Annotated in this window: 12 protein-coding genes; 5 read left to right on the top strand and 7 right to left on the bottom strand. The window is 69.3% G+C overall.

The window, feature by feature from the left end; genetic code table 11:
• Window positions 1-192: 192 nt before the first annotated feature.
• Complete coding sequence (locus DLJ53_RS05450; RefSeq protein WP_111342986.1) at window positions 193-585, top strand: response regulator; 393 nt, start codon at window positions 193-195, stop codon at window positions 583-585.
• A 46-nt stretch (window positions 586-631) separates the two neighbouring features.
• On the opposite strand, the gene DLJ53_RS05455 is transcribed toward DLJ53_RS05450, so the two are convergent.
• Together DLJ53_RS05455 and DLJ53_RS05460 are read right to left on the bottom strand one after the other, a co-directional pair.
• The gene (locus DLJ53_RS05455) at window positions 632-2026 is read right to left on the bottom strand and encodes an FAD-binding oxidoreductase (protein ID WP_111342988.1); all 1395 of its coding nucleotides are present in this window, start codon (window positions 2024-2026) and stop codon (window positions 632-634) included.
• Window positions 2027-2169: 143 nt separating this feature from the next.
• Window positions 2170-3000 carry an HTD2 family dehydratase gene (locus tag DLJ53_RS05460; RefSeq protein ID WP_111342990.1) on the bottom strand — a complete coding sequence of 277 codons (831 nt, stop codon included), beginning with the start codon at window positions 2998-3000 and terminating at the stop codon, window positions 2170-2172.
• Window positions 3001-3358: 358 nt separating this feature from the next.
• Here DLJ53_RS05460 and rpoH point away from each other — a divergent pair, with 358 nt between their 5' ends.
• The 3 genes from rpoH (at window position 3359) to DLJ53_RS05475 (ending at window position 6677) form a co-directional block, all read left to right on the top strand.
• Complete coding sequence (rpoH, locus tag DLJ53_RS05465; RefSeq protein WP_111344109.1) at window positions 3359-4258, top strand: RNA polymerase sigma factor RpoH; 900 nt, start codon at window positions 3359-3361, stop codon at window positions 4256-4258.
• 146 nt (window positions 4259-4404) lie between these two features.
• Entirely contained in the window at window positions 4405-5748 is a 1344-nt protein-coding gene (locus tag DLJ53_RS05470) for a calcium-binding protein (RefSeq protein ID WP_111342992.1), read from the top strand.
• 89 nt (window positions 5749-5837) lie between these two features.
• Window positions 5838-6677: a class I SAM-dependent methyltransferase gene (locus DLJ53_RS05475; protein WP_202913004.1), complete on the top strand. Its 840-nt coding sequence runs from the start codon at window positions 5838-5840 to the stop codon at window positions 6675-6677.
• Window positions 6678-6681: 4 nt separating this feature from the next.
• Here DLJ53_RS05475 and DLJ53_RS05480 read toward each other — a convergent pair whose 3' ends face one another.
• From DLJ53_RS05480 to DLJ53_RS05500, 5 genes are all read right to left on the bottom strand, one after another.
• Window positions 6682-7314: a peroxiredoxin gene (locus tag DLJ53_RS05480; protein ID WP_111342994.1), complete on the bottom strand. Its 633-nt coding sequence runs from the start codon at window positions 7312-7314 to the stop codon at window positions 6682-6684.
• Between the two features lie 84 nt (window positions 7315-7398).
• Window positions 7399-8478, bottom strand: a complete 1080-nt coding sequence (locus DLJ53_RS05485) for a DUF1513 domain-containing protein (RefSeq protein WP_111342995.1) — start codon at window positions 8476-8478, stop codon at window positions 7399-7401.
• Window positions 8479-8480: 2 nt separating this feature from the next.
• Entirely contained in the window at window positions 8481-9542 is a 1062-nt protein-coding gene (locus DLJ53_RS05490; protein WP_111342997.1) for an imelysin family protein, read from the bottom strand.
• Window positions 9539-11068 (bottom strand): di-heme oxidoreductase family protein, encoded by a 1530-nt coding sequence (locus tag DLJ53_RS05495; protein ID WP_111342999.1) that lies wholly within the window; start codon window positions 11066-11068, stop codon window positions 9539-9541. The genes DLJ53_RS05490 and DLJ53_RS05495 overlap by 4 nt, the downstream gene beginning before the upstream one ends.
• Window positions 11069-11113: 45 nt before the next feature.
• Window positions 11114-12385 carry an imelysin family protein gene (locus tag DLJ53_RS05500; protein ID WP_111343001.1) on the bottom strand — a complete coding sequence of 424 codons (1272 nt, stop codon included), beginning with the start codon at window positions 12383-12385 and terminating at the stop codon, window positions 11114-11116.
• A gap of 286 nt (window positions 12386-12671) precedes the next feature.
• Between DLJ53_RS05500 and DLJ53_RS05505 the strand changes: the two genes are divergently transcribed.
• Window positions 12672-13235, top strand: a complete 564-nt coding sequence (locus DLJ53_RS05505) for a peroxiredoxin-like family protein (RefSeq protein ID WP_111343002.1) — start codon at window positions 12672-12674, stop codon at window positions 13233-13235.
• Window positions 13236-13248 lie beyond the last annotated feature (13 nt).

Below are 13248 nucleotides of genomic sequence, written 5' to 3' on the forward strand. Positions count from 1 at the left end.
GTCCCACCGAGTGAGAGTGGCGTAGCTAGCGCTCGATCACGCGGCGTGGCGGACAGCGAGTTCCGCCGCCTCACCGATTGGATCTGCGCAAAGGATACATGAAACCGGGGGTCTGCGTGGCTTGGCAGTCCGGAAGGACTGCAGGCGGCGGGATGGCCCCCATATGGCGTTTTTGAGGAGGATCGGCGGCAGATGGCGCACAAACGGATCATGATCGTCGAAGACGAAGCCATGATCAGCTTCGATCTGGCCGACCTCCTGCAGACCGCCGGCTATCATGTCAGCGGCCCCTTCGCGACCGCGACCGAGGCGATGGAAGCGCTTCCGAACGCCGAGCTCAACCTCGCCATCCTCGACGTCGACCTCGGTGACGGGGAGACCAGCGAGGCCGTCGCCCAGCACCTGACCGAGGCCGGTACGCCGTTCCTCTTCGTGTCCGGTTACACCTACGCCGGCAGCAAGCTGCTGCAGCGTTTTCCGCACGCCTACCGTGTCTCCAAGCCCTGGGACCCTCAGGATCTCCTGAAGGTCGTGGCCCGCACGGTCGGCCCGCGCCTCGTCGCGGACGGGCCGGCGGCGGCCTAACCGCGCCGGCGCGGCCCCTCCTTGGGGGCCGCCGCAGCCTTGCCGGTCACATCGGCTCGAGCACGCGTCCCGGATTGAGGATCCCCTTCGGGTCCAGCGCCTTCTTCAGAGTGTGCATCAGCGCGAGTTCCGCCGGCGTGCGGCTGTAGCCGAGGTACGGCCGCTTCAGCCGGCCGATGCCGTGCTCGGCCGAGATCGAGCCGTGGAAGCGGCGCACCACCGCGTACACCCCTTCGTCCACCGTGTGCTTGCCCTCGGGCGTCACGAAGCCGCCGCCGCCGTCCAGCGGTCCGACCACGACGTGGAGGTTGCTGTCGGCGACGTGCCCGAAGATCACCTGCACCGCCGCCGGCCATTCGCGTGCCGCGACCTCGCGCAGCGCGTCGACCGCGGCGCCGATGCTGCCGCGCGGCAGGCTGACGTCGAGGTTGATCTGGTTGCCCTGGAACTGGCCGTACTCGTAGACGCTCTCGCGGTAGGCCCACATCCGGGCCGCGTCGTTGCCGGACTGGGCAAGATGCGCGTCGACGATGAGGCCTTCCTCCATCAGCTCGCCGAGCACCGTGGTGACCCGCTCCGGGTCGCCGGTGCCGAGCTCGACGAGGAGGACCACCTCGTGGCTCTCGGCGAACGGGGCCGGCAGCTTGATCCGCTTCACCGCGACGTCGATGAACTCGCGCCACATCGCCTCGAAGGTGAGGAGCTCGCCGCCGAAGCGGGACTGCAGCCGGGCGAGGATCGCGAGCGCCGCATCGGCCGACGGCGCGGCGAGGAGGGCGGTCTCCACCGCGACCGGCTTGGGATGCAGGCCGAGCACGACCCGCGTCACCACGCCCAGCGTTCCCTCGCTGCCGATGAAGAGCTGGGTCCAGTCGTACCCGGTGTTGTTCTTCATCATCTTGTTGAGGGAGGTGAGGACCGTGCCGTCCGCCTGCACCGCCTCGAGCCCGAGGACGTTGCGGCGGGTCATGCCGTAGCGCACGACCTGGTTGCCGCCCGCGTTCGTCGCGACGTTGCCGCCGATGGTCGCCGTGCCCCGCGCGCCAAGGTCGATGCCGCAGAGGAAGCCCGCCTCCTCGGCCGCCGCCTGCACCTCGGCGAGCGGCGTGCCGGCGAGCGCGGTGAGCGTTCCGGCGACCGGGTCGATCTCCTCGATCCCGCGCATCCGCTGCAGCGACAAGGCGACCTCGCCCTCGCCGGGGTGGGCGCCCGCGGCAAGGCCGGTCAGGCCGCCTTGCGTGACCACCGGCTGCCCGGCCTCGTTGCAGATCGCCAGCGCGGCCGACACCTCTTCGGTGTTGCGCGGCAGCAGGAGCGCCCGCGGCGTCACCGGCGTCAGATGGGACGCATCCTCGCAGTTCGCGGCGGGGATGTCCGCGCCGACCCGAACCGAACCTTCACCCAGCCGCGCGATCAGCCGGCCGATCAACTCGTCGCCCACGTGTCCTCCAGGGTTCTGTCCGGCCGACTATATGGCCTGGTGCGGAGCGCGTCTGCCGGTCCGTGCGCGCTCCGCCCGCGTTTTGTCGCCATCCCTCGGGCGGCGTTTCGGGCGGCCGGCGTCCATGGAGCCGGACACTGCCGTCAGGCGCACTCGGCCTTCATCGTCGCGCGCCCGTTGTCCGCCGCGGTCCAGGCGTCGACGCCGCCGTCGGTGCGCCTGGCGTTCACCGTGAACCGGCCGCCGTCGAAGAGGGGGCCGACGCCGCGATAGTCGACTTTCCTCACTGACCCCAGCATCCGCTCGGCGAGGTGGATGAGGAGCGTCGCCTGCAGCGGTCCGTGGACGACGAGCCCCGGGTAGAGCTCCTCGTTTACGACGTAGTCGCGGTCATAGTGGATCCGGTGGCCGTTGAAGGTCAGCGCCGAATAGCGGAACAGGAGGAGGGGCGTCGCCGCGACGGAGACGCTCTCGTCCGGCGCCGGACCGGGCTCGGCGGGGGCCGGCAGCGGCGGCGTAGGCGTGATCTCGCGGTAGACGATGTCGTGCCGTTCCTCGATCGCCGTGCCGCGCGCGGTCGCGATCTCGTGGTTGACGGTGACGAAGCAGAGCGGACCCGAGCGGCCGGTCTTCAGCGTGACGTCGGCGATGGTGGAGCGGCGCGTGACCGTGTCGCCGATCCGCAGGGGCGCGTGGAAGGCCAGGGCCCCGCCGGCCCACATGCGGCGCGGCAGCGGCACCGGCGGCAGGAAGCCGCCGCGGGCGGGGTGGCCGTCCGGCCCGGTCATCCGCTCCGGCACGGTTGGCGGGGCGAGGCACCAGTGGAGGCACAGCGGCGCCTCGTCGCCGACCTTGAAGGTGCGGTCCTGGTCGAGCGTCGCGGCGAAACCGTCGGCCAGCCGGGCCGAGAGGATGTCGCTCACCTCCTCCGTGCGGCCGATCCAGGATTTGAGATGATCGATATCGACGTCCATTTGACCCTCGAGACGCGCAGTGTCCGGCACCCTGCCATGCGGCCGCGATATAGGAGACGGTGAGGTTCGTCGAGACTTGGGGGCGCCGGCGATGATCTCGGAACGGTCTCTCAGAGTGCTCGCGGCGCAAGATTGGCCAAAGTTCCGCGGGTTACAGGTCCCGCCTCGTGCTTCGCCCGAGTCATGGGAAAGTGAACATTGGTTTAAGCGGACGTGAACATATGGTCACTTGCCATTCTGTTCCCTGTGCGAGACTCTTGTAATCGATCCGAGACATCCCAAATCAAGCGGTCCCGCGGTGCTTCGGATCGCGGAGGCCATGCCGCATGCGCGGGTGGCTCTTTGAAAGGGGGACATGATGGCCCAATCGCTACCTGCGATCGCATCCGGCGAAGCCGGACTATCGCGCTATCTGGACGAAATCCGCAAGTTCCCGATGCTGGAACCGCAGCAGGAGTACATGCTCGCCAAGGCGTACCTCGAGCATGACGACTCCGACGCGGCCCACAAGCTCGTGACCAGCCATCTCCGTCTCGTCGCGAAGATCGCGATGGGCTACCGCGGCTACGGCCTGCCGATCTCCGAGGTGATCTCGGAAGGCAACGTCGGCCTGATGCAGGCGGTCAAGCGCTTCGATCCAGAGAAGGGCTTTCGTCTCGCCACATACGCCATGTGGTGGATCAAGGCTGCAATCCAAGAGTACATTCTGCGCTCCTGGAGCCTCGTGAAGCTCGGAACGACCGCGAACCAGAAGCGGCTCTTCTTCAACCTGCGCAAGGTGAAGAGCTCCATCCAGGCGCTGGACGACGGTGACCTGCGACCCGACCAGGTGACGCAGATCGCCACCAAGCTGAATGTGCCCGAGGCGGACGTCATCTCGATGAACCGCCGCCTGTCGGGCGACTCCTCGCTCAACGCGCCGATCCGCCAGGAGGCGGACTCGGGCGAATGGCAGGACTGGCTCGTCGACGAATCGACCACCGCCGAGGAGGTGCTGGCCGAGAACGAGGAACTCGACACCCGCCGCGCCCTCCTGAAGGACGCGCTGGGCGTGCTCAACGAGCGTGAGAAGCGCATCTTCGAGCAGCGGCGCCTCGCCGAGGAGCCGATGACCCTCGAGGCGCTCTCGGAAGAGTTCGGCGTGTCGCGCGAGCGTGTGCGCCAGATCGAGGTGCGCGCCTTCGAGAAGGTGCAGAAGGCGGTCGTCCGTGCCGCCCGCGAGATGGAGCGCCCGACGGCGGAAATCGCCGCCTCGTAAACCGGGCGCTTGAACGGGATGTCGGAAGCCGGGCCTCGTGCCCGGCTTTTTTGTTGGTCCGCTGACTTAGAGCGCGACGGAAGCCCCTGAACTTTGCTTTGCTCCAATGGCATGATGAGTCCGAAATTTGCCTGGGAGCGCCTCCGTTGATCCTGACCCGTGACACCGTCTGGTCCGGCATCGTCGAATTGGACGAGCTGGTTCAGGTCGCCGCCGGCGCGACGCTCACCATCAAGTCCGGGACGCAGGTCATCGGCGCCGGCGGGGCACTCGAGATCCAGGGATCGCTGGTCGTCGACGGCGGGCCGCACCGGCCGGTCCTCTTCGAGGGCGTCGCGGTCTCCGGGGTCGGCGGCGTCTTCAACAACGCCACGATGTCGCTGGATTATGTGGAGTTTTCGGGTGGCGCGCTGCTCCAGAAGCTCGGGCCGGATTTCGTGACGCTCGACGCGTCGCACGCCGTGTTCAACAACCTCGAGGCATTCATCAGGCTCGACGGGCCGTCGACGGTCACCGAGTCGGTGTTCCTGAGCAGTACCGGGATCGTCGCCTCCAACGCCCTCGACTTCACGAACAACATCGTCTTCAACCAGCAGGCCGGCGCCTACGAGGACGCGGCCGCGCTGATCGCCGACAACGCGTCCGTGGCGATCACGACGTCCGGCAATGCCTTCCTCAGCCCGTCCGTCGTCGCCCTCTTTGCCCGGAACGGCGACATCGCCTCGGACCACGACTTCTTCGCCGGCAGCCTCAACGCCGCCATCCGGGACGACCGGGACGACCTTGCCCTCGGCCACGTGGCGGTGGACGACGCCGTCCGGACCCCCGGCAACGCGCTCGACCGGCCGCTCATCGTCTGGTCCTCGCTGGAGCTTCCGTCGTCGGTGACGGACACGGCGACGCTGATCGGCAGCCGCAACGCCTCGCTGACCGGCAACGGGCTCGACAACATGCTGCGCGGCAACCGCGGCTCCAACCTCCTCGAAGGGCTCGACGGCGACGACACCCTGCGCGGCAACCGCGGCGGCGACTCGCTGCACGGCGGCGCGGGCAGGGACGAGATGGACGGTGGCGGCGGCCACGACCTGCTCGAGGGAGGGGACGGGGCGGACACCCTCATCGGCGGCCGCGGCTCGGACACGCTTCACGGCGACAACGGCAACGACTTCCTGTCCGGCGGGGCGCTGGGCGATTCGCTGTTCGGCGGGAGCGGGTCGGACACGCTCGACGGCGGCGACGGGCGCGATACCCTCTCCGGCGGGACGGGCGCCGACTTCTTCCTCTTCGACGCGGGCTCCGGCAAGGACCTGATCGTCGATTTCGACGCCCTCGACACGCTCGACTTCAGCGCCGCCGGCGTGGTGCAGAACGACCTCGTCATGACACGGAGCGGCGACAGCATCGTCGTCACCTTCACCGGCGCCAGCCTGGAGGTGACGGTGCAGGACGCGGTCGGCCTTTTGACGACCGCCGACATGATCTTTGCCTGAGGGCAAGGCCGGACGGCACCGCCGCGCGCGATGAGAGCGCTTGCCTTGGCGGGCGCCATGGGCGAGATCCGAGGCGAGGAGCCCCGCCCATGATGTCCCGCGCGCGCCGCCGCACGATTTCCTTCGGCCTGCAGACCGTCCTCGGCATCCGCCAGAAGGGATATTTCATCCCGATGCGCCATGCCGTTGACGCGGTCCCGTCGGCGCGGCGCCCGTTCGAGGCGCTGCGGTCCGCCTTCACCGCTGCCGAGCCCGCCATCGCCGCCCACCTCGACGCGATCGAGGCGCACCGGACGGGCCTGGAACCGCTCGCCGGCCCGCCGCCGGAGCCGCGCTTCGACCAGATCTGGTGTCCCCGTCTCGACGCGGCGGCGCTCTACGCGCTGGTGCGTACGGCCCGGCCGGAGCGTATCGTCGAGGTCGGCTCCGGGCACTCCACCCGGTTCCTCTGGCGTGCGGTCCGCGACGAGGGGCTCGGAACGCGGCTCACCGCCATCGACCCGCAGCCGCGCGCCGACCTGGCGGGCCTGCCGATCGAGCTGATCCGCAAGGTGGTGCAGGCGGTGGATCCGGCGCCGTTCCACGCGCTCCGGGCGGGCGACGTCCTCTTCGTCGACTCCAGCCACGTGTTGATGCCGGGGACGGACGTCGACCTCGTCCTCAACCATATCCTGCCGACGCTGCCGGCGGGCGTCCTCGTCGCGTTCCACGACATCTTCCTGCCGGCGCCCTATCCGGACGCCTGGCCGTTCACGTCCTACAACGAACAGAACGCCATCGCGCCGCTGCTCCAGGGGCGCGCGGAGATCGTCTGGGCGTCGGCCTACGCGGTGGCGGAGATGGGCGAAAGGCTCGCCCGGACATGGATCGGGCGCCAGCCCCTGAAGGACGGCGCCCGGGAAAGTCTCATCGTTCTGCGGCTGCGCTGAGCCTTCAGCGGGGCTGCGGCACGATCCTGAGGTACGGGCGGACTTCCTTCCAGCCGTCAGGATACTGCACCTTGGCCTCCTCGTTGGTGACGGCCGGGACGATGATGACGTCCTCGCCGTGCTTCCAGTTCACCGGCGTCGCCACCTTGTGGTTGGCGGTGAGCTGCAGCGAGTCGATGACGCGAAGGATCTCGTCGAAGTTGCGGCCGGTGGAGGCCGGGTAGTTCATCGTCAGCTTGATCTTCTTGTCCGGGCCGATGACGAACACCGAGCGGACGGTCATGGAATCCGACGCGTTCGGGTGGATCATCTCGTAGAGCGTCGCCACCTTTCGGTCGCTGTCGGCGATGAGGGGGAAGTTGAGGGCGCTGCCCTGCGTCTCCTCGATGTCCTTCAGCCAGCCGTCGTGGTTGTCGAGCGCGTCGACGGACAGGCCCATGACCTTCACGCCGCGCTTGGCGAACTCGTCGCCGAGCTTGGCGGTGTAGCCGAGCTCGGTCGTGCAGACGGGGGTGTAGTTCTTCGGGTGGGAGAACAGGACGGCCCAGCTCCCGTCGATGTAGTCGTAGAAGCGGATGCGGCCTTCGGTCGTGTCGGCTTCGAAATCGGGTGCGGTGTCGCCAATCTGCAGTGCCATTTCGACCCTCCTCTGAGTGCTTGTCGCCAGTGCTTTACGACTAGATCGCAGCGGCGCCGAGTCCGTTCAAGCCCCACGGGCAGCCTAGGTCCGCGTTGCGGGCCGCAGGGCGGCGATGTGGTTGTCCCACCGGCCCGGCGCGGACGTCCATTTCTCGAGGCCGTCCCAGATGTCTCCGGCCCCGTCCGAGGCGAGAAAGTCGTGCTCCGACGGCGCGAGGCCGCACACGTCCGGCGCGGCGAGGGTGTAGACGAGGTCGCGCGTCGACGCGTCGAACACCATGACGTGACCGCCGCGCGGGCTGGAGGCGGCGATGCGCCTGCCGTCGGTGCTGGTCTCCATCGCGCCGATGTAGTGACCCATCGAGGCGTAGTCGTCCGGCACGTCCACCATCTCGATCGCCTCGCCCGGGCGGTGGCGGCCGACGAGCGGCACCTGATCGGTGAGGGAGCCCTCGTACTGCCCGCCGATCCAGACCGAGCCGTCGCCGGCCTCCGTCACGTGGCGGATCGACAGCTTCTGGAACTCGGGCAGCTCGGTGCTGGCGAGAAGGTCTCCGGTCTCCCGGTCGACGTAGCTCACCGATGGCTTCATGAAGGGGAGGTTGAGCTTCTGGCGCGGATAGTCCGGGTGGGTGGCGACGCCGCCGTTGGCGACGGCGATGGTGCGCCCGTCGGACAGCAGGACCGCCTCGTGCGGGCCGATGGCGCCGGTGTCGATCTCGCCGATCCGCCGCCAGCTGGTCGTTTCGTAGACGCCGAGGACGCCCCGCTCCTCCTCGAAGTCGTTCTCGGTCGCGTAGAGGAGGCGTCCGTCGGGGCCGAAGAAGCCGTGGCCGTAGAAGTGGCGGTCGTCGGGAGAGGCGAAGGCGGCGACGCGCCGGCCGGCGCGCACGTCGATCACCACGGCGAAGCGGCCCGGGCGGCGGGCGAACATCACCGCGATGCGCCCGTCCGGCGAGACCGCCGTGTCGTGGCCGCGCGCGTCGAGCTCGTCGGTGAAGAGGTCGTGGCCGTCGCCGTCGAGGACGACCGCGCTGAACGTCCCGTCCGGGTTCTGCCGGGCGGCGATGTAGGCGGGGTCCGTGCCGGCGCGCGCGAGGGTGGCGACGGGCGTCAGGCCGGCCGCGCCGATCATGGCGAGGAGTTCGCGGCGGTTCATCATTCTCAGTCTCCGTCGAGGGAGTTGAAACCGAGCGTGAGGCCGAGCGCACCGGGCATGCGTTGGTCGAGCACGCGGAAGGCGCCGCCGATCGGGCTGCGGGCGTATTCGAGGCGCCGGTAGGCGTCCGGATCGGCGACGAGGTCTTCGAAGGGGCGGGGGTCGTCGGCGAGCGGGGCGATCACCGCGCGCGCCCGCCCGAGTTCGAAGCCGAGGGCACCGCCCATCTCCGCCTCCGCCTCCGGCAGCGCGCCGGCGAGGACGCCGCCGAGCGCGGTGACGCCGTCGATGTTGGCGACGATCGAGGAGAGGGCGAGACCGGAGCGCCAGAACGGGGCGAGGCGCGGCCGGGCATCCTTCGCCGAATCGCCGAGGACGTTGCCGAGCTTGAAGTCGCCGACGATCTGGAGCTCCTCGGCGGCCGCCTTGATGAGGTCCTGCGCCACCTCGCCGTGCGTCCGGTAGATGTTGCCGTCGGCCGCCCGCATCAGCGTGGCGTAGCCGTCCGGCCCCTGCCAGTCGTCCAGCATCTCCTCGGCGTTGCGCTGGATCACCTGGGCGATGGAGGCGCCGTAGCGGCAGCGGAAGCTGCCCGGCTCGGTGATGCTCTCGCTGCCGTCGCCGGCGAGCACGAAGTCGAGCGCGAGCAGGCCCTGCACGGCGACGCTCTTGTCGTACAGCGTCGCCGGATCCGTCGCGGTCTCGTCCTCGTCGGCGACGATGCCCTGCACCTGGTGCAGGCCCCGGCTGCGGCGGTCGGGCCAGAAGAACAGCCGCTCGAAGCGGTTGTCCTCGCGGGCCGGGCCGATGCGGTAGAGCTCGACGCGGCCGAAGGCGGTGACGAGGTCCGCGAACCCGGCGCGCGCCGCGTCGAGCGTCTCAGCGGACGGCTCGGTGCAGAGCGTCGTCATGGCGCCCGTCTCGGCGGACGCGGCCTCGGCGAGGCTTGCGTACGACGGGAGGATCACATCGTCGAGCGCCTGCTCGACGACAGGGCGGAACGCGATCTGCGCAGCGGCCGGTTGCACGGCTGCGGCGGCGATGAGGGTCAGGATCAGGCGTTTCATAGCGACTCGAGGAACCGGAGGAGGGCGGCGCGCTCGTCGGGGGACATGGCGACCACGGCATCGCGCGACGCCTGGGCCTCGCCACCATGCCACAGGACAGCCTCGAGGAGAGTCCACGCGCGGCCGTCGTGGAGGTAGAAGGTGTTGCCGTTGGCGACCTCGGTGAGGCCGATGCCCCAGAGCGGGGCGGTGCGCCACTCCGTGCCCGAGGCGTCTCCCACCGGGCGGCCGTCGGCGAGCCCCTCGCCCATGTCGTGGAGGAGCATGTCGGTGTACGGCCAGATCAGCTGGAAGCGCTGCTCGGGATGCTCCGCGTCGCGGCTGGTGACGAACTTCGGCACGTGGCAGGCCGGGCAGCCCGCGGCGTGGAACATCGCCTTGCCCTTCAGCACCTCGGGATCGTCGACGTCGCGACGGGCGGGAACGGCGAGGTTCTGGGCGTAGAAGGTGACGAGCGGGAGCACCGGGTCCGGCGCCTCCACCTCGCCGAGGTCCGGCTGCACGCCGCTCGGCATGTCGAGGCAGTGCTGCTGGGCGATCGAGCACTCGCCGAACGCGTCGGTGACGACGGGGGTGGAGATGCCGATGTCGCCGCTGAAGGCCTCCGCGCTCTGGACGCGGATCGAGGGGGTCGAGGCCTTCCAGCCGAACCGGCCGAGGACCATCTCGCCCGTCTCCGGATCGCGCACCATGCTGGGGCGGCCGGAGATGCCGTCGCCGTCCGCGTCGTCCGGGTCGGCGTGGGCGAGGATGTCGGCGGGATGGATCGCCTCCAGGAGGCCGAGCCCGATCATCGGGTTGGCGAGGCGCGGGGAGATGAGCGCGTCCGGCGCCATCTCCCCGTAGCCGAGGTCGGAAACGCCGTAGATCGGCCGGGTCAGGGTGACGGTCTCGCCGCCGGCCAGGGTCACGTCGTGGCTCTCGTGGTCCACCGTGATCTGCCCCTCGCTCCTGAGGCCGGGGACGGCGAAGGTCTGAAGCTGGCCGCCGTAGGTCGGCTCGGGGATGCGCAGCGTCTTCTTGGAGGCGAGGTCGGCGCGCTCCTCGTCGGTCGAGGGCGGCACGGAGAGGCGCAGGAGCAGGCCGCCGGGAAGGTCGCCGGTATGGAGCGGCGGGCGCCCGCGCCCGTCCTTCAGGTGGCACCGCTGGCAGGAGCGCTGGTTGTAGAGCGGACCGAGCCCGTCCGATGCCTGCGTCGACGACGGCGCCGACACCCACACCTTCTTGAAGATGCCGTTGCCGAGCTTGAACTGCTCCTCCCCCTCGAACGAGAGGTTCGCCGAGGAGTGGGAGAAGATGTTGGTGTCGATGGTGCGGGTGGTGGTGGTCGCCCCGCCCGACATGCGCTCGAACGGCTCGGCCTTGTCGAAGGTGGTCGCCGGCGCCGTGACCTTGGCGACGCGCTCCTGGTCCTTCGGGGTGAGGTCCGTGCGGGCGGACCCGGCGAAGACGGCCGCCCCGCCGCAGAGGCCGAGGCCGGCGGCGAATGCCAGGGGGAGGGCGAGGCGGGAAATCACTGATGTCATGGGTGGAACGCTCCGGCGTGCGCCGGAGCGTCGACGCACGTCAGCTTACTGGAACACCGCGTTCGGCGAGTCGAGGCTGTCGGAGCCTTCGATCTCGATCTCGCCGAGGCCCAGCGCCGCGACCACGCGCTCGATGGAGCGGGTCTGGTCGATGAGGCCGTCGATGGCGGCCTGCACGACGGCGTTGCCGACGTCGTTGCCCTCGCCGATCATCTGGTCGTACGCCTCGATCGTCTCGCCGCGCGACTTCATGATCGCCATCGCGGTGACGGTCGCGTCCAGCTTGCCGGTGAGCTCCTCGGCGAGCGCGGGGTCCTTCGCGGCCAGCAGCTCGGCGATGGAGGGACCCTCGACGACGCTGCCGTCGATCCGGCGGTAGTGGCCGGAGAAGACGTTCCGGATGCCGATCTGGTCGTAGTAGTGCGAGTTGACGGTGTTGTCGGAGAAGCAGTCGTGCTCCTCCTCCGGATCGTGCAGCAGCAGGCCGAGCTTCATGCGCTCGCCGGCGAGCTCGCCATAGGAGAGCGAGCCCATCCCGGTGAGGATGATGGAGATGCCTTCCTCGCCGGAGAGACCGGCGCGCGCCTCGCCGCCCTCGGCCCAGTTGCCGACCATCTCCTCGAGATCGGAGACGAGCAGCCCGGACGCCGCCTTCAGGTACTCGGCGCGGCGGTCGCAGTGGCCGCCGGTGCAGTTCGCGGTGTCGAAGTCGCTCGCGGGCCGGGTGCCGGCGCCGGCGTCCGTGCCGTTGAGGTCCTGACCCCAGAGCAGGAACTCGATCGCGTGGTAGCCGGTGGCGACGTTCGCCTCGACGCCTTCGGCCTCCTGCAGCGTGTCCTGCAGCAGCGCGGCGTCGATGACGGTGGCGTCGATCGCCTCGCCGTTGATGGTGATGTCGGGGTTGGCGATCACGTTGGTGGTGTAGAGGCGGTTCTCGTCGGACGCGGTGCCGTAGCTTCCGTCGACGTAGTCGATGAGGCCCTCGTCGAGCGGCCAGGCGTTCACGCGGCCTTCCCAGTCGTCGACGATGGCGTTGCCGAAGCGGTAGACCTCGGTCTGCTGGTAGGGCACGCGCGCGGCGATCCAGGCGGCGCGGGCCGCGAGCAGCGTGGATTCGCTCGGGTTGGCGATCAGCGCGTCGATGGCCGCGTCGAGGGCCTTCGCGGTCTTCAGCGAATCCTCGTAGCCGGCGTGCGCGATGTCGGCGTAGGTCGCGATGACGGCGTCCGCGGAGGGGGTGCTGTCCTGGGCAAACGCGCCCGTCGTGAAGCTGGTCGAGGCGAGCAATGCGCCTGCGACGGCGAGCCATCTCGTCATCGGTTGTCCTTTCGCCGGTGGACCGGGACTTACGTGCTCCCCGCCCCACCATTCGCTTTTATTGAGCAGATCTGCGGCGAAGCAGTACAGCCTTGCGGTGGGGAGTGTCAAACTGCCGCGAATACTAATATAGAACAAATCTAAATTGGAATTCGTCTAGTCCAATTCTGCACGTGCAAAACCTCACGCGCTTGTGTTGGCAATCGGTGCAATGGCACGTTGTTTGCGGCACCGGGGCCATGCAGGGTCGCGACCGAAGGCACGCAAACCCCGAGGGAGCCGTCTCATGTCCGATCTCAAAGCGCTGATGCCGCGCGATATCGTCCCGGCGATCACCGCCGACCTCGTCGGTGGCGGGACCTGGTCCTCCGCGGCGCCCGGCGGCGATCCGTTCACGCTGGTCGTGTTCTACCGCGGCCTGCACTGCCCGATCTGCAAGACCTACCTCGGCACGCTCGAGAAGCTGCTGCCGGAATTCGCGAAGCGCGGGGTGAAGGTCGTGGCATTGTCGTCCGACAGCGCGGAGCGCGCCGCCACGGCCAAGGAGGACTGGCGCCTTCCGGAGATGACGATCGGCACCGTCTCGCTCGAGGCGGCGCGGAGCTGGGGGCTCTATGTCTCAACCAGCCGCGGAGTCACCTCGATCGGGATCGAGGAGCCGGCGCTGTTCTCAGAGCCCGGGATCTTCATCCTGCGGCCGGACAGCTCGCTCTATTTCGTGTCGACCCAGTCGATGCCCTTCGCCCGCCCGCGCTTCGAGGAGATGCTCCAGGCGATCGACTTCGTGGTCGCGAAGGACTACCCGGCGCGCGGCCAGGTCGCCTCGCTGGCGGAGGCGGCGGTCGCCTGAGCCGGCGACCGCG

This window comes from Acuticoccus sediminis (assembly GCF_003258595.1).
Classification (GTDB): domain Bacteria; phylum Pseudomonadota; class Alphaproteobacteria; order Rhizobiales; family Amorphaceae; genus Acuticoccus; species Acuticoccus sediminis.